Consider the following 19,350-nt stretch of genomic DNA (forward strand, 5'->3'; position numbering starts at 1 on the left):
CGCCTATGTCCGAAGTTGAAGTAAAGAAAACGCAAGAAAGCCTGCAGGACCGCCTGGCTCAAGTCGTTGAGCTGTTGCAGCGTCAGCGGGTGGTCGAAGACCTGACTCATCGTCAGGAAGGCCCGCATCACGACCGGGTCGAGAACCTGGTTCACCGGCAAAACCTGGTCGAGCTGCAACGCAAGCTCGATGACCTGCACTCCGCCGACGTCGCCTACATCCTTGAAGCCTTGCCGCTGGACGATCGTCTGACGCTGTGGCAATTGGTCAAGGCTGATCGCGACGGCGACATCCTGCTCGAAGTCTCCGATTCGGTTCGTGAAACCCTGATCGCCGACATGGACGATCACGAGCTCCTGGCTGCGGCCAGGGACATGGACGCCGACGAACTCGCTGACCTGGCTTCCGAACTGCCGCGCGACGTCGTCCATGAGCTGATGGAAACCCTCGATGGTCAACAGCGTGAGCGCGTTCGCTCCGCGTTGTCCTATGACGAGGAGCAGGTCGGTGCGCTGATGGACTTCGAGATGGTGACGATCCGTGAGGATGTCAGTCTCGAAGTGGTATTGCGTTACCTGCGCCGCCTCAAGGAACTGCCAGGCCACACGGACAAACTGTTTGTGGTCGATTACGACGGCGTGCTCAAGGGCGTGTTGCCGATCAAGCGTCTGTTGGTCAACGACCCGGAAAAACAGGTTTCGGAAGTCATGGCCAGCGATCCGGTGAGTTTTCACCCGGACGAGGATGCGTACGATGCCGCACAGGCGTTCGAACGTTACGACTTGATCTCGGCGCCCGTGGTCGACAAGAACGGCAAGCTGATCGGCCGTCTGACCATCGATGAAATGGTCGACCTGATTCGTGAAGAGAGCGAAAACGAAGTTCTCAACATGGCGGGTCTGAGGGAAGAAGAAGATATTTTCGCGTCGGTCTGGAAATCCCTGCGTAACCGCTGGGCCTGGCTGGCGGTGAACCTGATCACCGCGTTCATTGCCTCCCGCGTGATCGGTTTGTTCGAAGGCTCGATCGAGAAGCTGGTGGCGCTGGCGGCATTGATGCCGATCGTAGCGGGTATTGGTGGCAACTCCGGTAACCAGACCATCACCATGATCGTTCGCGCCATGGCGCTGGATCAGGTGAGCACCGGCAACACGTCACGCCTGATGCGCAAGGAATTGGCCGTAGGCCTGATCAATGGCCTGGTGTGGGGTGGCGTGATTGGTGTTGTCGCCTACATGTTGTACGGCAGCTGGTCGCTTGGCGTGGTGATGACCGCCGCCATGACGCTTAACCTGTTGCTGGCAGCGTTGATGGGCGTGTTGATTCCCATGACCCTGGCGAAGATGGGGCGCGATCCGGCGATGGGTGCCAGTGTGATGATCACCGCCATGACCGACAGCGGAGGTTTCTTCATCTTCCTGGGGCTGGCGACCATCTTCCTGCTCTGATTTCCAGACGTAAAAAAACCCGCCATCGGCGGGTTTTTTTTGCCTGAATTTCAGGCAAAAAAAAGCCAGCAATCAGCTGGCTTGAGCTTTCGGTTGAGTCAGGAGGCGTCTGCGGCCATTTCGGCGTCATGGGCAATCAGCGAAACAAGTGCGTTTTGCTGACGATGAGAAAGCTGGCGGAAGCGTTGCAACAGTTCGCGTTCGTGCAATGACAGCTCTGGGCTGTCCAGGCGCATGCTCAACTCTTCGCCCAGTGCGCCTTCCTGAATAAGACTCTGCTCAAGGCGCGCAATGATTTCGGAGTTCATGCTGCGATGATGATTGCGAGCCACCTCGGCAATGCGTTCACGCATTCCGTCTGGCAGACGTACGACGAACTTGTCAGCCGTACGGCTGGAATAAATTGCCTGTTTCAATGGGCGCATATATTTAACCGGTTAGTTCAGGGGAGCGGTTCTCGGGATTGGCCGCACGATGTCTGATAGGACAAGGACTCTGGCCAAATGTTCAACCTGAATTGATAGAGGCTCGCATCATGCCTCAAAGAAGCCAGTTCATTGGCGTCAATTCTGTGACAAATATTGAACTGGATGCCGGCGTTATGCCAGCACCAATTATCAGAAATGCGGACTGGTTTGAAAAGTCTGTCCCGTCCGTATCGCTGGCCGCGTCCTGATACCCGACAGGTAATATCTGAAGACACCTGAAGGTACATGCCATGCGGTCGATCACGATTCCTTGCCTTGTACAGGATAGTGGCAAATTGCCGATTTACTAGTGGCATCCACTGCACGGAGGCTATTTCAGGATGGATGGCAATATGATTTACCTGAGGCGCTTTTCAGGTCCGCAAGGACAGTCTCATTGAGGTTTTCGCTGGCATCTGCAGGCTAAATGGTGAGAAGTGTGGCGCGGCGGATGTTGATGAGGACGGCTTGCGCTGTGCCACCCATCTCTTGAAACCTGCTGAAAGGTCAGCGCAGGACCGGGTCAAACTTGATCTTGCGGCCAGCGACCAGTGCCAGCACGAACAGCGCGCTGAAAACACCGCAGGCAATCAGGGGCAGGGTGACAACCGAGTCCTGGACCAGTGACAAATGAAGAATGCCGCTCAGTAGGGCTAGGATGAAAAATCCTGCGGCTGATTTGGACATGCTGTGCTCCTGAGGGGGTGTTCAAAATACCAGGCGTTCTGAAGACGGCGCCGGCAGCAGGATGTTTTCCTGGCTCACTTCCTGACTGACAAAGCCGCGCTGATCACTCAGCAGCGCCAATTGCGGCGCCCTCTGTACTTGAAGGTAGTGGGGCATGCGTTGGGCGACCGGCTCGGCGCCGCTCTCGGGGGAAAAGTGAAAACCCAGCAAGACCGCCAGAGCGATTGCGTTCGAGAGTAAAAGGGCGCTGTTCATGAGGCTGGCCTCCGTTGTTCTTGAGAACAGCTAAAGCAGCCGACGTGCCAAGAGTCTACCGCCTATTAAATCCTTTAAAAACAATAAATTAGGTTATTCCCGAGAAGTGCTTGCATTGCAATTTGCAATGATGGCTTTTTGCGGTGATGCAATTTGCACGGTAAACAAATCCCTCGCTGTCGAAGGGCGCCTGCCTACACTTAAAAAGCGCTAAGGACGACATGACAAACGCGGACCCGCCCGTTAACATGCACGCCGTCCATCGCACCGCGTTTTCTCGCGAACGACTTGTGTCTCAGTAGCTCAATTGGATAGAGCATCCCCCTCCTAAGGGGAAGGTTGGCAGTTCGAACCTGCCCTGGGACACCATATATTTAGCGCCTCTCCGGCCATTCTTGTGTTGAACGGTTTTTCTCGTGACAGCACGGGTGACAGCAGGAGGAATCTAAAAGCCTCGCTACGGTTTACCTAGCGGGGCTTTTTTGTGCGAAAAGGAAGGTTACTTTCAGGGGGGGATGGCGAGAAAGCACGCATCGTTTACTGTAGTGGTCAACTAATCCCGAACACGACGTTAAGTTTTTCCTCGGCTCGTGCTGGCGCCAACCCATCGTTGAATTGGTGAGGCCGAATCCAGTTGTCGCGATGCATCAAAAAATGGCTGATATCGCGCTGTTCTTCCTGCGCATTTCAATAGCCTACGGTCGGTATCCATTCTGCTTTCAAGCTGCGCGGTGGGCGGCGTCTATGAAGCTGATCGTCAACAATCATGCATCCGAGACCACTTAGTAAAGCCAGGCCTCCTCCGACACCTCATGCAGCTGACCCCAGGCCACAGGCCGTCGGTACATCACCCGACGATCGACATTGGAAAGACGCTCATTGCTGTGCCTTACTCCACAGACCAACAAGGAGGGAAATCGATGCGACGCAGAGGCGCCCAGTTCTGGTTATGGACCAACACGAGACTACCTCTGCACACCCACGAAGAAGTGCTTGGCAATGGTGTGCAGATCGAGGTGCATGCGCGGACCAGTGTTGAAGGGGTTACTCAGGTTTTTCTCGGTGTCTATGGCGCTGATGGCTGGCCGATCAGCGAGGAGCATCATGAACGCAACGTCGGAGAGCATTATTGTGCAGCATTGACGTGGGGCACCCAGCGGGCGAGGGAAATTGTCGCGGACACTCAGGCGTTCGTTGCACCGCACCGGGTGCAACTGACGTTTGGGCCGGTCATCACCGATGAGTCGGTCATTGCGTTGCGGCGGATGGAGATGACTGAGCGTGAGCGTTTGAAGCTCAGGTCCGCTGATGCCTGGTCGGAGTATCTGGCCGCCAAGGAGGCCATGCTTGTATTGATGCGCTCCACCAAGGTCGATCCCGCGGTCTGGGCCGATCACAAGGAGCGGCTCCGGCAGGCCATCGACCGGCGCGCCTGTGTGCAGCGCGACTATCTGAACTGAGCGCGACTCAACGCTGGCGTCGCAACGTCTCGATGGTGCTGATCAGGTCATCGTAGGACACCGGTTTGCCGATGTGCTGGTCAAAGCCCGATTGCCGCGTTTTCTGAATGTCGCTGTTGGCGCCGTAGCCGGTCAGGGCGATGGCCGGGACATCCTTCGCGAGCGGCAACTGACGCAGTGCACTCATCAGCTCGTGACCGTTCATGTTCGGCATGCCGAGGTCTGAGATGATCAGGTCGAACCGGGTGCTTTTCGCCGCGTCCAGCGCGGCCGCCGGCCGGTCAAAGGCAATCACTTGCGCATCTTCCATTTCCAGCAGAATTTTCAGGGTTTCCAGTACGTCTGCGGAGTCGTCCACCAACAGGATCGTCAACCCGCTCAGTCTTCCGGAAATATCCTCGGCACACGCGACGGGCTGTGCTTCGCCAAGGGTCGTGGCCAATGGCAGGTAGACGGTGAACGTGCAGCCTGTGCCCATGCCGGCAGAACTCACCTCGACCGTGCCGCGGTGTGCCTCGGTCAACTGGCGCACCAGCGACAGGCCAATCCCCAGTCCTTCACGGTTGTGAGTGATGTGTTGTTTTTCAGCCTGGCTGAACAGGTCAAACACGTGCTCGAGGTTTTCCGGGGCGATGCCGGCGCCGTTGTCTTTGATGTCGAGCCGCGCCATGTCCCCGGACTGGCTGGCGATCAATTGCACGCGGCCTTTGGGTGGGGTGAACTTCAGGGCGTTGTTCACCAGGTTCCAGATGATTTGCTCCAGCCGTGTCGGATCGGCGTGGACCATTAGCGGGTCGGACGGCACCAGCAGTTCAATCTTGACGTCATGCTGGTCATTGAGCACGACGGTGTAGATGTCGCGCAGCACGCTGGCGAGGTCGACGTTGACCGGTTGCAGCTTGAGCTTGCCCGTGCGGACCCGGGCGACGTCCAGCAGGTCGTCGATGATCCGCGCCTGGCTGTTGACCGCATCGCAAATGGTGTTCACCGCCTTGGCCGCCGGAGCCAGCGACTTGGTCACCGGCAAGCGTCGCAGCAATTCGGCGTTGAGCTGGATCAGGTTCAGCGGATGCTTGAGCTCGTGGGACATGACCGCGAAGAACTCATCCTTGAGGTAATTGGTGTTACGGGTTTCGGCCAATTCCTGGCTCTGTGCTTCGTGCTCGCGTTTGTGACCCGTGAGGTCTCGGGCGATTTTCACGTAGCCCTTGAGGTTGTCGCCGCTGAGCAGGGTCACTTCGCCGCTGCAAAAAAACCGGCTGCCATCCTTGTGCAGATGCCAGCGTTCATCGTCGCTGCGGCCGTGGGTACGCACCGTCAGCAATTCGTTCTCGGGCACGCCCGCCGCACGGTCCTCGGGGGAGAAAATGAAGTCGTAGTAAGTGCCCTCGGCCTCGGTCTTGCTGTAGCCGAAAATCAACTCCGCGCCTTTGTTCCAGCTGGTGATCACGCCCTGTTCATCGAGGGTGATGATCGCGTAGTCGCGGGTGCTTTCGGCGACCAGGCGCATGCGCTCTTCGCCCAGGCGCAACTCTTCTTCGGCCGCCCGACGCTTGGTGATGTCGATAAAGGTCAGCACGGTGCCGTCGATGTGGTCTTCGCTGGAGCGATAGGGCAGCAGGCGGGCGATGTACCAGCGGTTGTCGTTGCTGCTGACTTCGCGCTCGATCATGTTCAGCGATTCGAACACCAGCGCCGCGTCACCGGCCAGGTTGTCGTAATCCAGGCGATGGGTGATGTCGAGCAGGGAGCGCCCGGTGTCCACCGGTAACATGTTGAAGATGTCGGTGGCGCGCGGGGTAAACCACTTGATGCGCATGGCGCGGTCGACAAACACGGTGGCAATGTCGGTGGAGGCGATCAGGTTGGTCAGGTAATCGTTGATCTTGTCGGTTTCTTCGACCTTGGTTTTCAGCTCGAAATTGACCGTCAGCAACTCTTCGTTGATCGACTGCAGCTCTTCCTTGCTGGTTTCCAGTTCTTCGGTGGCCGAGCGCAGTTCTTCGTTGATCGCCTGCATTTCCTCGTTGGACGCCTTGAGCTCTTCGCTGGAGACTTCCGATTGTTCGATGGTGTCCTGCAAGTGCAGCTTGGTGCGCTGCAGTTCGCGCTCAAGGTTGGACAGCACCTGGCTTTCCGTCTGCAGCACGGTGGTTGCCGCCAGTTCCGAAGGGTCGACTTCGACCTCCTCGAAAATCACCAGCACGTACTCGCTGTCCGAGCCTTCATCCTTGTAGGGATGAGCGACCAGATCGATCAGGTAACGCCGGTCATCACGCTTGATCGGCACTTCACGGGATTTGACCGGCAGCGCACTTTGCTGGACCTGGAACAGCGTGGTGCGCAACTCCAGGCGCAGTTCCGGCAGGATCAGCGTCAGCAGGTTGCGCGACAGCTCACCCCCGACATGCCGCAGGAAACGCCCGGCACTTTCGCTCATGTGCAGAATGTCGGCGTTGGCATCGACGATCACGCTCGGTGGCGCAGACTGCTCTATGGCGCGTTGATGGATATCAGCGAAAGACAGTTTGCGTTGCACGTGGCTTTGCGCAGGCTGTTGGGAAATGTTGGTGCGCACATAGCCACTGCGGGGCATGGTCGGGGTACGACGGCTGTTGGCCGTGCCGGTCTTGGCGCGGAAGATCCGGTTGCGCTTGTCCACAGGGGCGAACAGTTCGTGGCATGCATCGGCACTTTCAGAGGAGCCGAGAAACAGGAAGCCGCCAGGGCGCAGGGCAAAGTGGAACATCTGCAGGATTTCGCGCTGCACCTCGCGATCGAGGTAGATCAGCAGGTTGCGGCACACGATCAGGTCGATCTGCGAGAACGGCGGATCGGACAACAGGCTGTGTTTGGCGAACAGGACCTTTTCGCGGATTTCCTTGCGGATCCGATAGTGGTCGTCTTCCTTGAGGAAGTAATGCCGCAGGCGCGAGGGCGGTACGTCGGTCACGATGGCCAGCGGATACAGTCCGGCGCGGCCTACGCTGATGGCGCGCTCATCGATGTCGGTGGCAAACAGCTGCATCGACGCTGCGCTGGCGTCCACTTGCAGTTGATCACTGATCAACATGGCCAGGCTGTAGGCCTCCTCACCAGTGGAACAGCCTGCGGACCAGACCCGGATTTCTTCCTTCCCGGGTTGCGCTGACACGGCTGCGCTGACCAGTTGTGGCACCACATCGCGTTCCAGTGCTTCGAAGGCTTCCCGGTCGCGGAAGAAGTTGGTCACGCCGATCAGCATGTCGCCGAGCAGGGCCTTGGTTTCTTCCGGATTGTCTTGCAGATAACGATAGTAGGCCGCCAGGTCCGGCTGGGCCGTGACCTGCATCCGCCGTTCGATCCGACGCAACACCGTGGCGCGTTTGTAATGCTTGAAATCATGACCGGTGCCGGTGCGCAACTGGATGAGAACATCGTGCAGCAATTGTTCGGCTAGCAGCGATTCACGTTCGGAAATGGCGGCAATGCTCTGTAATTCGGAGTCGCTGGCAGTGGGCAAGCTGATTTCCTGGGAATTGCGCCACAGCTCCAGCAGCTTTTGCGGCATTTCAACGACCGGCAGGACCAGGTCAACCATACCGGTGTCGATGGCGGCGCGGGGCATGCCGTCAAACTCGGCGTCTTCCGGTGCCTGGGCCAGCGTGACGCCGCCCTGTTCCTTGATTCGCGACAGGCCGACAGCCCCGTCGGAACCGGTGCCTGACAGCACCACGCAGAAAGCCCGTTCCCGGTGCACATCCGCCAGGTCGCGGAAGAACAGATCAATCGAAGCGTGACGGGTTTCCCGCGTCTGGCAGGGGCTGACTTCAAGAAAACCATCGTTCATCGACAGGCGTTGCGCCGGTGAAATGACGTACACGTGGTTTTTCTCGATGGACACCGTTTCGGTGACCTGTTGCACCGGCATCTGGGTCGATTCCTGGATGATCCTGTCGGCGATGCTCTGGTGGTCAGGGGACAGATGCAGAATGATCACGAACGCCATGCCGTTATCTTGCGGCATGTTTTCGAAGAACAGTTTTATCGCCTGCAGCCCGCCCGCCGAGGCACCGATGCCCACCACCGGAAAGTCCAGTGTGCTGGGGCGCGGGGCCTTTCGCTCATCAGAAGTTACGGAGCGATTGGGGGTGGTGGTCATAACTTCTGCCTTAGCCAACGAAGGAAGCGTCTTGATCTGAAACGGGCAGCAGACGCGTTGCAATAAATCAGGATAATCCCGTTTTTCAATAACACCTTCAAATATTTAGCCGGCAATCGCAGCCCTTTGAAATTTGCACTCCAACGACGCAAATGAGTTCTCATTTCTTCAAGTGAATGGCCCTGCTGGCCGATAACCCGGACAGTCATGATCTTCTTCTTAAAATTGCCTGGAAATCTTCGATGCTGTCGTATCACCAAAAGCGTTTTCTGATCGTCGATGATTTCTCCGATTTCCGCAGTTCGGTCCGTTCCATGCTGCGTGAGCTGGGCGTCAAGGACGTGGATACCGCCGACACCGGCGAGCAGGCGCTGCGCATGTGTTCGCAGAAGTCCTACGATTTCATCCTGCAGGATTTTCACCTCGGCGACGGCAAGAAGAATGGCCAGCAGGTGCTCGAAGACCTGATGGTCGAGAAGCTGATCAGCCATGAGGCCGTGTTTGTCATGGTCACCGCCGAGACCAGCCAGGCGATGGTGCTCAGTGCGCTGGAGCATGAGCCTGATGCTTACCTGACCAAGCCGTTCAACCGCTCGGGCCTGGCCCAGCGCCTGGAGCGTCTGGAGCAGCGCAAGACGTTGCTCAAGCCGATCCTGCAGGCGCTGGATCGCGGCAAACCGGTTGAAGTGCTCAATGCCTGCATCGCGCTGTGCAAACAGGACATCCGCTATTCGCCGCTGTGCCTGCGCTACCGCGCCGACGCCTTGCGTGACTTGAATCAGAACGAAGCGCTGGAGCGACTCTACGACAGCATCATTGCCGATCGGCCTTTGCCGTGGGCGTTCGCCGGATTGGGCCAGTTGCTGTTCAAGCGCGGTCAGGTCAGCCAGGCCAAGGGCGTCTACGAAAAAGCCCTGAAAGTGTTTCCGATGATGCCGGCGCTCTACGATGGCATGGCGGATGTGCTGGTCGCCGAAGGCGATACCAAAGCCGCGCAACAGGTGTTGGAAGAGGCAATTCGCTTGTCGCCGCTGGCCGTGCGCCGGCAGGCATTGCTGGGCAAACTGGCGATGGCCAACGAAGATTTCGACACGGCGTCCAAGGCTTATCGACAGGCGGTCAGCCAAGGCGCCCAGTCACGCTTCAAGGATGCGGAAAGCAACCTCGGCCTGGCCCACGCCTTGATCAGCAAGGGCAGCGAAAAAGGCCTGGATACCCGCACGCGGCTGGAGATCAACACCACGCTGAGTGCCGTGGCCAAGGAAAACCCTTCCGACCCGGGCCTGCAGATTCGTGCGCGGTTGATGAAGGCCACCAGCCTGCTGCTCAACGATGCCGAAACCGCAGAAAAGCTCACCGAGCAAGCCATGTTGCGCCTCGATGGCATGGAGCAGTTCATGAGTGCCGAAGCGGCGCTGTTGGTGGCCAAGCAGTTGCAAATGCTCGGTCAGGCCGATGCCGGCGCCTCGATGCTGAAAAACTGCGTGGAAATCTACGGCGACGATCCGACCGTGATGAAAAGCATCGCCAAGCTGACCGACGACCCGACCATCCTCAACTCCGGCAACGATGCGGCGGAGCTCAACCGTCAAGGCGTGCGGGTGTACAAGACCGGCAACCTGGTGGAGGCGCGGGCGGCGTTCCGCAAAGCCCTGGCGATGCAACCGAAAAACATCAGTATCGCGCTGAACATGGCGCAGTCGCTGCTGCACGGCACTGACACCAGCGTGCCTTCGGCGGAGCTTGAAGAATGTCGGGCCTGCCTGAAAACGGTCGGCCTGATGCCCGACACCGACGCGCGGTATGCGCGTTATCAGAAACTGAAAATCAAGGCGTTCAGCGGATGAGCCAAGACAACCCGGCACTGGATTTCTCCACGGTGATTGCTTCCACCGTGCACGACATGAAGAACTCGCTGGCAATGTTGATGCAGGCCCACAGCCAATGGCTGGCGCGTTTGCCCGACCCGGCGCGGCACACCCCGGAGCAGGGCGTGATCGATTTCGAGTTCGCCCACCTCAACGACATGCTCGTGCAGTTGCTGGGGCTGTACAAACTCGGGGTCAATCAGATGCCGTTGCAACCGGCCTACCACGAACTCGATGACTTCATCGAAGCACAACTGGCCTGCCACCAGGACGTGTTCGCCAGCCGCGGCATCATGGCGACCTACGAAGTGGACCCGCTGAGCCCGCTGGGTTTCTTCGACCGGGAGCTGATTGCATCAGTGCTGGGCAATTGCATCAACAACGCCATCCGTTATGCCCGTCATTCGGTATTGATCAGCGTCAGCGATGAGGCTGGACAGCTGGTGCTGACGATCAACGATGACGGCGACGGCTACCCGGCCCAGATGATCGAACGTCAGGCCGAATACGTGCAGGGCATCAACCACAGCAGCGGAAGCACTGGCCTGGGTCTGTATTTCGCCGGGCGGATTGCCGCGTTGCATCAGCGCAACGGCATCGGCGGACGCACCGAAATCAGCAATGGCGGCCCGTTGGGCGGCGGCGTATTCAGCCTTTATCTTCCCTGAAATACCGCGACCTCTTGTAGGCGCCGGCTTGCTGGCGATGGCGTCCGAAAGAACGCCGCAGAATCCAAATGCCTCATCGCCAGCAAGCCGGCTCCGACAGGAAGGGGGGGCGGTCGGGAGTATTTGTGTGCAATGCTTGATATTCCGAACAGGCGGAGCCTATTTTGTACGGTCGCCGTTCGCGGCTTGCACCACAAACAAAGGATTGCGTCATGACTACCGATGGCCAGCGCTCACTCGCACAGCGACTGACGGGCATTGATGAGATTGAATGTGTTACGCCTGACTTGAACGGCGTGCCCCGTGGCAAGGTCATGACAGCCGAGGGGTTTCTCGAAGGACGGCGGTTGCAGATGGCGCGGGGTGTGCTGCTGCAATGCATCATGGGCGGATACCCGCCAGCGCGTTTTTACGGCAGTGACGACGGTGACCTGGCGCTGGTGCCCGATCCTGCGCAGATTCACCGCTTGCCCTGGAGCAAGCAGCCACGCGCCTTCGCCATTTGTGATGCCGACGAGCTGACCGGCGAGAGCTCGAACCTGTCGACCCGTGGCCAACTCAAGGCCGTCGTCGCGCGTTATGCGGCACTGGGTCTGGCGCCCGTGGTGGCGACCGAACTGGAATTCTTTGTCTTCGCGCCCAACACCGACCCGACGCAACCCTTCCAGCCGCCGCTGGGCCTGGATGGTCGTCGCGAGGACGGTTGTTCGGCGTTCAGCGTCAGCTCCAACAACGGCTTGCGCCCGTTTTTCAGTGAAGTCTACGAATGCATGGCGGCACTCGGTTTGCCCCGCGATACGTTCATGCATGAAATGGGCGTCAGCCAGTTCGAGATCAATCTGCTGCACGGCGATCCGCTGCTGCTGGCCGACCAGACGTTCCTGTTCAAGCATCTGCTCAAGGAAGTTGCGCTCAAGCACGGCCTGACCGTGGTCTGTATGGCCAAGCCGCTGGCGCATACGCCGGGCAGTTCGATGCACATTCACCAGAGCATCGTCGAGATCGGCAGCGGGCGTAACGTGTTCAGCGACGCGGCCGGTGAACCGACTGCGACCTTCCGTCACTTCATCGGCGGTCAGCAGGCGGGCATGGCGGATTTCACCGCACTGTTTGCGCCGAACGTAAACTCCTATCAGCGCTTGTGTCATCCGTTCGCGTCACCGAACAATGCCTGCTGGTCCCACGACAATCGCGCGGCCGGTTTGCGTATTCCGGCGAGTTCGCCGGCCGCTCGTCGGGTCGAGAACCGCTTGCCGGGGGCGGATGCCAATCCGTATCTGGCGATCGCCGCCAGCCTGGCGGCGGGGCTGTACGGTATTGAAAAAGAGCTGGAGCCGAGCGCAGCGATCCAGGGTGAGTTCGAGGTGCCGGATAATCTTTCGTTGCCGTGTACCTTGCATGCCGCTCTCGAACGTCTGAAACGTAGCCAATTGGCGAAGGAACTGTTTGGCAAGGAGTTCATCGAAGGCTACGTCGCTTCGAAGACCCTGGAGTTGACCAGCTTCTTTGATGAAATTACGCCCTGGGAGCGCCGTGTCCTGGCCGCCCAGGCCTGACGAACCTTCGTCTTCGGGCTATCTTTCGGATAGCCCGTTTCTCACCGCAAGGAGCCGCTCGGAACGCCGATGCGCCAAATCTGGAAACCCTTTCGAGCGCTGTATTTTGCCTCGCTGATGATGTTGATCGGCTCGGGCCTGCTGAGTACTTACCTGGGCTTGCGCCTGGCGGCCGACCATGTCGACAGCCTGTGGGTCGGTGCGTTGATGGCCGCCAACTATTTCGGCCTGGTGCTGGGGGGCAAGATCGGTCACCGGTTGATTGCCCGTGTCGGGCATATCCGCGCCTATTCGGCCTGCGCCGGGATCGTCGGCGCGGCAGTGCTGGGCCACGGCCTGGTGGACTGGCTGCCTGCCTGGATATTCCTGCGGGTCATCGTCGGCCTCGGCATGATGTGCCAGTACATGGTCATCGAAAGCTGGCTCAATGAGCAGGCTGAAGCCTCACAACGCGGGACGGTGTTCAGCGGATACATGATCGCGTCGTATCTGGGCCTGGTGCTGGGGCAACTGATTCTGGTCATGCACCCGGCGCTCGGTCTGGAGCTGTTGATGCTGGTCGCCCTGTGCTTTGCCCTGTGCCTGGTGCCGGTCGCCCTGACCCGGCGGATTCACCCGGCGCCTCTGCACCCGGCGCCGATGGAACCGCGATTCTTCATCAAACGCGTACCGCAGTCGTTGAGTACAGTGCTGGGGGCGGGCTTGATCATTGGCTCGTTCTACGGTCTGGCGCCGCTGTATGCCTCGCAGCAAGGGTTGTCCACGGAGCAGGTCGGTCTGTTCATGGGTAGCTGCATTTTTGCCGGCCTGCTGGTGCAGTGGCCGTTGGGCTGGTTGTCCGACCGTTATGACCGGGCGTTGTTGATCCGCTGTTTTGCGGTGGTGCTGGCCCTGACTGCGTTGCCGCTGGCCATCATGCAACAGGTGCCGCTGGAGGTTTTGTTTGTCGCCGGGTTCTTCTGTTCGCTGGTGATGTTCTGCCTGTATCCGCTGGCGGTGGCGTTCTCCAATGACCACGTCGAGGGTGATCGTCGTGTTTCCCTGACCGCGATGTTGCTGGTGACCTACGGTGTCGGCGCCAGTATCGGGCCGCTGGTCGCCGGGGTGCTGATGAAGATGTTCGGCAGCCAGATGCTTTACGCCTTCTTCAGTTTCTTCGCGTTGGTGCTGGTGTGGCGGATCCGCCCGAAAGCGGTGACCAACCTGCACCAGGTGGACGATGCGCCGTTGCATCACGTCGCCATGCCGGACAGCATGTCGAGTTCGCCGCTGGTGGCTTGCCTTGATCCGCGGGTCGATGAGCAAGTGGTGCAGGACCAGATGCAGAGTCCGGTCAATCCCGAGCCAACTCCCGAGCCTGAGCCCGCGCCAGAAACCGATCCGCCCGAGGATCCGGACGCTGGCCGCGAGCAAAGCTTCACCGAGGCCAGACCCTGAATCGCACCACCTGTAGGAGCCGCGCAGACCAAACGAATGGCGCAAAAAAAAAACGGGCAGTCACCGCAAGGGACTGCCCGTTTTTCATGCCGCTTCGAATTACATGTCGTCTTTGTCGAAGCGTCGTGCTTCGCGCTGAAGCTGATAGACGAAGCGCTCGACCTGACGCTGCACCAGGCCGCTCATGTTGTGAAAACGGATGCCGGCGAAGGTGGTGGAGATTTTTTCTTCGAAGTGCAGGTAGCGCAGTTCGACCGGTGCCGTCATTTTGCCGAAGGGCAGGGCGGCGGCAAAGCGGTCGTAGACCTGGCCCAGTTGCAGGCTGCCGGTAATGTCGCCGTCGAAGCGCAACTTGCAACCGGTGGCGGAAATGTCCAGCAGCTTGCCGCTGATCGGCGCCTTGAGCTTTTCACCGTCCAGATCGACGTTGACCAGTTGTGCCAGCTTCAATGCCGCGCGAAAGGCATTGCGGCGCTGGTGATAGACCACTTCATCGGGCAGCGGGCCGCGATAGCAGCGACTGTCACCGGATTCGTCGATGGTCAGTTGACCGTTGCTTTCCCAAGCGATGCGCACGCCGTCGTGAAAGCCTTCGACCTTGAACGGTTCGCCCGCCAGCATGAAGCGTTCGCCGTCACGCGGGATCATCTCGTCGAGCGCGATGGTGCGGCTTTCGCGGTCCACGTCGACCAGATAGCTCTGGAAGCGCTGAGTGCGCTCATGGAACGTGATGATCAGCGGATCATGGCTTTCTTGCAGTTGGCGCAGGTTGCCGGAGATTTCCAAAGGCGTGGTAAGCACCTTGGGTGGCTGCGGGGCATCTTCCGCGTTTAAGGCATTGGACACGGTTCATCAATCTCCAGACAAAATATGACTACGGCTGGCCAGTATATTGCCAGCATGTTGCAAGTCTTGATAGGGCGTGGTCATTTGAAGGCTCAAGCCTGACTGAGCGGGCGTGGCTTCGCAAGCTTGGCGGTTGATCCGCGAGCATCATAAAGGGCAGGCGGTTCGCCGCCGGTGAGGATTTTCAGCTGGTTGGCTGTGGTGGCTTGCTGGACCAGGATCGACTGGCCATTATTGGCGTTCGCTGCCTGGCATTGAGCCAGAAGGTCGGTCAGCACATCGCTCTGCGCCAGCAACTCTTCGCCGATGCTCGAATGGCTGGCCAGTTGCTCCAGGCCGCTGCGATTGACCGGCAGATTGAGGCTGGCGAGGATTTCACTGCGCTTGCGGCCATGCTGTTCGAGCAGAATGATCAATGCCTGCTTCTGCGCCAGAATGTCTTCGAGCAGTGGCATGTCGCGACCGTGCAAGGCGAGGGACTCGGCTTGCAGTAACTCCAGCAATCGTTGCGCTGGAGCAAAGTCGTCGGTGATCAGTTGCAGTAAGTTAGTGTCGTGCATGGCTGGCCTTGGGTTTTAAGCGTCCAAAAGCCTGGCGCGGCCGTAGCCTAGCGCTGGGCTTCGAAGTTGAGCAGTTTGCTGGCTACACGGTTGCTGTCGACTTTGTAGCTGCCATCGGCAATCGCTGCTTTCAACTCGGCCACACGGGCTTTGTCGACGGCAGGCTGATCGCGCAGCTTGTCAGTGACCTGTTGCAACTGTTGAGCCTCATTGCTGAGGTGTACCGATTCCCCGCTTTTGACGGTGCTGGCCTGTTCGGCCGGGGTATTCAGCGGCGCGGATTTGCCGGCTTCGGCAGTTTCCTTGGCAACGCTGGTACGTGTACTGCCCGTAAGTGGCGAGGAGCTGTTCAAACGGCTGAAATCGATGACCATGGTAAAAAACCTCTGAGTATTTGGACGCTTGCCATGTTTTCGGCTCTCCCTGTGAAAACTTTAGACCCATTTATCAATGAGCCTGCATGCGCCAGCACTTCTCTGCATGCGGCACAGTTTAGGGAACAGCCTCGGGCAACGCCACTTCTTCAGGAAAGGGTGCCTACATAGACACTTCCACCTGGCCCGGCGCGGTGACTTGCGCCTTGATGACCCGCTTGGAGTTGAGGTTTTTCACGCGAATCTGTTCGCTCATGCCGCCATTGGACAGGGCTTCGCCGGGCATTCGCACGCTGAGCGTACCACTGCGGGCGGTAATCACCACCTGGTCGCCTTTACGAATGACTTCCGCCTGCTCGAGGTGAACGAGGGTAATCACCTGGTCGGCGACCATTGGTCGGGTAAGTCGCTGGCCGATCGCCTGGTCGAGGGTCGTCAGGTAGCCCTGGTTGATCAGGCTGATATCGCGTTCGCGCAGGAGCACGTCAGCAGGTTCGACAATGTCGGCGCGGCGCAGCGGGCGGGTGGTGGTCACGACGTCGCGAAACAGGCGGACTTGAGCGGGTACGAACACCGTCCAGGGGGAGGTTCCCTCACAGCGAACCTTGACCGTAACGCGGCCCAGCGGCTTGGCCGGGCTCTCGAGGCTGGCTGTCAATTCCTTGTCGCACATGGGCATGCGCAGCCGCGGATCGAGCTGGTTGACCTGGATTTCGTAGCGACCTTCCATTTGACTGGTCGCCAGATAGTCTTCTACGGTGAATTCAAGAAAGCCCTGGGTGACGCCGATAAGCATGTCAGGCAAGGTAACCGCGTCAGCAAGGGCAGGGCTGCCAGCGTTGAACAGGCAAACGGCCGACATTGCACAGAGCAATCTGCGGAAAGGTGATGTCAGGCGTCGGAAAAATGTCGGTTCTGTGTTCATAAGAGTTAAAAAGCAAGCGCCGTGCCGTTTAGTGATGAATGTGCGTCGCAACACACTTAGCGTTGGTGTAGGAGTCTGGGCATGGCTGGTGTAATGGATTCGGTAAACCAGCGCACGCAACTGGTAGGGCAGAATCGCCTGGAGCTGTTGTTGTTCCGTCTTGACGGCCAGCAACTGTACGGGATCAACGTGTTCAAGGTTCGTGAGGTGCTGCAATGCCCCAAGCTGACCCTGATGCCCAAGTCCAGTCCTGTCGTGTGCGGTGTGGCAAATATCCGGGGGGCGACCATTCCGATCCTTGATCTGGCAATGGCGACCGGTTCCGGAGCGTTGAAAGATCAAAGCAATCCCTTCGTGATCATCACGGAGTACAACACCAAGACGCAGGGTTTCCTGGTGCGCTCGGTGGAACGCATCGTCAACATGAACTGGGAGGAGATTCATCCGCCTCCCAAGGGCACCGGACGCGATCATTACCTGACGGCTGTGACTCGGGTCGACAATCAGTTAGTCGAAATCATCGACGTCGAGAAGATCCTGGCGGAAGTGGCGCCGACGCCGGAAGCGATTTCCGTCGGTGTGGTCGATGTCGAGACCCAGCACAAGGCGCTGTCGCTGCGGGTGCTGACGGTCGATGACTCGTCGGTGGCACGCAAGCAGGTCACGCGTTGCCTGCAGACGGTCGGTGTTGAAGTGGTGGCGTTGAACGACGGACGGCAAGCGCTGGATTACCTGCGCAAGCTGGCCGACGAGGGCAAGAAGCCAGAGGAAGAGTTCCTGATGATGATTTCCGACATCGAGATGCCGGAAATGGACGGGTACACCTTGACGGCCGAAATCCGCAACGACCCTCGCATGCAAAAGCTTCATATCATCCTGCATACTTCGTTGTCGGGTGTGTTCAATCAGGCGATGGTCAAGAAAGTCGGTGCCGATGACTTCCTGGCCAAATTCCGTCCTGATGACCTGGCATCCCGGGTAGTCGACCGGATCAAAGCAGCAGACATCAGCTAGGGGCCTTCTGCCCCTGGCGGTTAACACGATTTAAGAGGCGGCATCTTTGTCTACGGGTAATTTGGATTTCGAACAGTTCCGGGTCTTCCTGGAAAAAGCCTGTGGCATTTTGCTCGGTGAAAACAAGCAGTACCTGGTCTCGAGCCGTCTCAACAAACTGATGGAGCAGCAAGGCATCAAGTCCCTGGGTGAGCTGGTCCAGCGCATCCAGACTCAGCCGCGCAGCGGTTTGCGCGAGTTGGTGGTCGATGCCATGACGACCAACGAAACCCTGTGGTTTCGTGACACCTATCCGTTTGAAGTCTTGAAGAACAAGGTACTGCCCGAAGCAATCAAGGCAGCTCCGGGCCAGCGTCTGCGGATCTGGTCGGCGGCGTGCTCGTCGGGGCAGGAACCGTATTCGCTGTCGATGTCCATCGACGAGTTCGAACGGGTCAACATGGGCCAGTTGAAGATGGGCGTGCAGATCGTCGCCACTGATTTGTCCAGCACCATGCTGACCAACTGCAAGACCGGCGAATATGACAGCCTGGCCATCGGCCGCGGTCTGTCGCCCGAGCGCCTGCAGCGTTACTTCGACCCGAAAGGGCCGGGACGCTGGGCGATCAAGGCGCCGATCAAGAGCCGGGTGGAATTTCGCTCGTTCAACCTGCTGGACAGCTACGCGAGCCTCGGCAAGTTCGACATCGTGTTCTGCCGCAACGTCCTGATCTACTTCTCCGCCGAGGTGAAGAAGGACATTCTGTTGCGTATTCACAGCACGCTGAAGCCGGGTGGTTATCTGTTCCTCGGCGCGTCCGAAGCGCTGAACGGCTTGCCGGATCATTACCAGATGGTTCAGTGCAGCCCGGGGATTATTTACCAGGCGAAGTGATGGGTTGGCGGTGTCATAAAACGGGAGTCCTCAGGGGCTCCCGTTTTTTTATGCCTGCCGACTTCCCAAAGACACCACAAACCCAATGTGGGGGCGGGCTTGCTCGCGAAGGCGTCGTGTCAGTCGACATCGGCGTTGGCTGACACACCGCTTTCGCGAGCAAGCCCGCTCCCACAGGAGAAAGTCGTTGCCCATGGCAAAGCGGCAGAAAAGCGGCAGACGGCGGAAACCCGTTGCCGCTTTTCTGGCATTGCCGCCTTGTCCCTGCCCGCAAAGCCCCGGTTTATGGGGTTTTCTGAATTGGCACGCCGCTTGCTATGTTCATCGTACGAAAAATCAGGTCACCCGAAGGTTTCCCGACATGAGCATCAGCTTCGATAAAGCGCTCGGTATCCACGAACAAGCCCTGGGCTTCCGCGCTCAGCGTGCCGAAGTCCTGGCCAACAACATCACCAACGCCGACACCCCGAACTACAAGGCTCGGGATCTGGACTTCTCGAAAGTGCTCGCCGAGCAGAGCGAGAAAACCAGAAACGGCACCTTTGCCTTGAACATGACCAACAACCGGCATATCGAAGCCGAAGGTCTGGGCAACGGCGACGAGTCGCTGATGTATCGCACGCCGATGCAACCGTCGATCGACCAGAACACCGTGGACGCTCAGCTTGAACAATCAGCGTACGCAGAAAACGCGGTCAACTTCCAGGCCAGCTTCACCCTGCTCAACAGCAAATTCAAAGGGCTGATATCCGCCCTGCGAGGAGAGTAAG

17 protein-coding genes, 1 tRNA gene and 1 pseudogene are annotated in these 19,350 nt (G+C 58.7%); 10 read left to right on the top strand and 9 right to left on the bottom strand.

Annotation, left to right across the window (positions count from 1 at the left end):
- Positions 1-5 precede the first annotated feature (5 nt).
- Entirely contained in the window at positions 6-1,448 is a 1,443-nt protein-coding gene (gene mgtE, locus FBY04_RS07255) for a magnesium transporter (RefSeq protein ID WP_017340213.1), read from the top strand.
- A gap of 98 nt (positions 1,449-1,546) precedes the next feature.
- Here mgtE and FBY04_RS07260 read toward each other — a convergent pair whose 3' ends face one another.
- The 3 genes from FBY04_RS07260 to FBY04_RS07270 all read right to left on the bottom strand — a co-directional run bounded on the left by FBY04_RS07260 (position 1,547) and on the right by FBY04_RS07270 (position 2,857).
- A complete protein-coding gene (locus FBY04_RS07260; RefSeq protein WP_003178899.1) occupies positions 1,547-1,873 on the bottom strand; it encodes an Arc family DNA-binding protein in 327 nt (108 codons plus the stop codon).
- A gap of 549 nt (positions 1,874-2,422) precedes the next feature.
- Complete coding sequence (locus tag FBY04_RS07265) at positions 2,423-2,602, bottom strand: PA3371 family protein (protein WP_084322783.1); 180 nt, start codon at positions 2,600-2,602, stop codon at positions 2,423-2,425.
- Positions 2,603-2,623: 21 nt separating this feature from the next.
- Entirely contained in the window at positions 2,624-2,857 is a 234-nt protein-coding gene (locus FBY04_RS07270) for a hypothetical protein (RefSeq protein ID WP_145314873.1), read from the bottom strand.
- 292 nt (positions 2,858-3,149) lie between these two features.
- Here FBY04_RS07270 and FBY04_RS07275 point away from each other — a divergent pair.
- Positions 3,150-3,226, top strand: a tRNA-Arg gene (locus FBY04_RS07275).
- A 180-nt stretch (positions 3,227-3,406) separates the two neighbouring features.
- On the opposite strand, the pseudogene FBY04_RS07280 reads toward FBY04_RS07275, so the two are convergent.
- Positions 3,407-3,595 (bottom strand): annotated as a pseudogene (locus FBY04_RS07280) (IS3 family transposase); the annotation flags it as partial.
- Positions 3,596-3,777: 182 nt separating this feature from the next.
- Between FBY04_RS07280 and FBY04_RS07285 the strand changes: the two are divergent.
- Entirely contained in the window at positions 3,778-4,317 is a 540-nt protein-coding gene (locus FBY04_RS07285) for a hypothetical protein (RefSeq protein WP_145314874.1), read from the top strand.
- Between the two features lie 7 nt (positions 4,318-4,324).
- On the opposite strand, the gene FBY04_RS07290 is transcribed toward FBY04_RS07285, so the two are convergent.
- Positions 4,325-8,458: a CheR family methyltransferase gene (locus tag FBY04_RS07290; RefSeq protein WP_145314875.1), complete on the bottom strand. Its 4,134-nt coding sequence runs from the start codon at positions 8,456-8,458 to the stop codon at positions 4,325-4,327.
- 242 nt (positions 8,459-8,700) lie between these two features.
- Here FBY04_RS07290 and FBY04_RS07295 point away from each other — a divergent pair, with 242 nt between their 5' ends.
- The 4 genes from FBY04_RS07295 to FBY04_RS07315 all read left to right on the top strand — a co-directional run bounded on the left by FBY04_RS07295 (position 8,701) and on the right by FBY04_RS07315 (position 13,987).
- The gene (locus tag FBY04_RS07295) at positions 8,701-10,305 is read left to right on the top strand and encodes a tetratricopeptide repeat-containing response regulator (RefSeq protein WP_084321955.1); all 1,605 of its coding nucleotides are present in this window, start codon (positions 8,701-8,703) and stop codon (positions 10,303-10,305) included.
- Positions 10,302-10,994, top strand: coding sequence for a sensor histidine kinase KdpD (locus FBY04_RS07300; RefSeq protein WP_145314876.1), 693 nt, complete (start codon positions 10,302-10,304; stop codon positions 10,992-10,994). The genes FBY04_RS07295 and FBY04_RS07300 overlap by 4 nt, the downstream gene beginning before the upstream one ends.
- 314 nt (positions 10,995-11,308) lie before the next feature.
- Complete coding sequence (locus FBY04_RS07310) at positions 11,309-12,550, top strand: glutamine synthetase family protein (protein WP_174602681.1); 1,242 nt, start codon at positions 11,309-11,311, stop codon at positions 12,548-12,550.
- A gap of 69 nt (positions 12,551-12,619) precedes the next feature.
- Entirely contained in the window at positions 12,620-13,987 is a 1,368-nt protein-coding gene (locus FBY04_RS07315) for an MFS transporter (protein WP_084321958.1), read from the top strand.
- A gap of 99 nt (positions 13,988-14,086) precedes the next feature.
- On the opposite strand, the gene FBY04_RS07320 is transcribed toward FBY04_RS07315, so the two are convergent.
- From FBY04_RS07320 to flgA, 4 genes are all read right to left on the bottom strand, one after another.
- Entirely contained in the window at positions 14,087-14,833 is a 747-nt protein-coding gene (locus FBY04_RS07320) for a flagellar brake protein (RefSeq protein ID WP_145314877.1), read from the bottom strand.
- A 92-nt stretch (positions 14,834-14,925) separates the two neighbouring features.
- A complete protein-coding gene (locus tag FBY04_RS07325) occupies positions 14,926-15,393 on the bottom strand; it encodes a flagella synthesis protein FlgN (RefSeq protein WP_084321960.1) in 468 nt (155 codons plus the stop codon).
- 47 nt (positions 15,394-15,440) lie between these two features.
- Positions 15,441-15,767 (bottom strand): flagellar biosynthesis anti-sigma factor FlgM, encoded by a 327-nt coding sequence (flgM, locus tag FBY04_RS07330; protein WP_084321961.1) that lies wholly within the window; start codon positions 15,765-15,767, stop codon positions 15,441-15,443.
- 163 nt (positions 15,768-15,930) lie between these two features.
- A complete protein-coding gene (gene flgA / locus FBY04_RS07335) occupies positions 15,931-16,692 on the bottom strand; it encodes a flagellar basal body P-ring formation chaperone FlgA (protein WP_145314878.1) in 762 nt (253 codons plus the stop codon).
- Between the two features lie 81 nt (positions 16,693-16,773).
- On the opposite strand from flgA, the gene FBY04_RS07340 reads away from it, so the two are divergent.
- The 3 genes from FBY04_RS07340 to flgB all read left to right on the top strand — a co-directional run bounded on the left by FBY04_RS07340 (position 16,774) and on the right by flgB (position 19,349).
- Positions 16,774-17,706: a chemotaxis protein CheV gene (locus FBY04_RS07340; RefSeq protein ID WP_008033048.1), complete on the top strand. Its 933-nt coding sequence runs from the start codon at positions 16,774-16,776 to the stop codon at positions 17,704-17,706.
- Positions 17,707-17,752: 46 nt separating this feature from the next.
- On the top strand, positions 17,753-18,580 hold the full coding sequence (gene cheR, locus FBY04_RS07345; protein WP_017340200.1) for a protein-glutamate O-methyltransferase CheR: 828 nt from the start codon (positions 17,753-17,755) through the stop codon (positions 18,578-18,580).
- 361 nt (positions 18,581-18,941) lie between these two features.
- On the top strand, positions 18,942-19,349 hold the full coding sequence (gene flgB / locus FBY04_RS07355; RefSeq protein WP_084321964.1) for a flagellar basal body rod protein FlgB: 408 nt from the start codon (positions 18,942-18,944) through the stop codon (positions 19,347-19,349).
- Position 19,350: the final 1 nt, after the last annotated feature.

This window comes from Pseudomonas sp. SJZ080, assembly GCF_007828295.1.
Taxonomy (GTDB): domain Bacteria; phylum Pseudomonadota; class Gammaproteobacteria; order Pseudomonadales; family Pseudomonadaceae; genus Aquipseudomonas; species Aquipseudomonas migulae_A.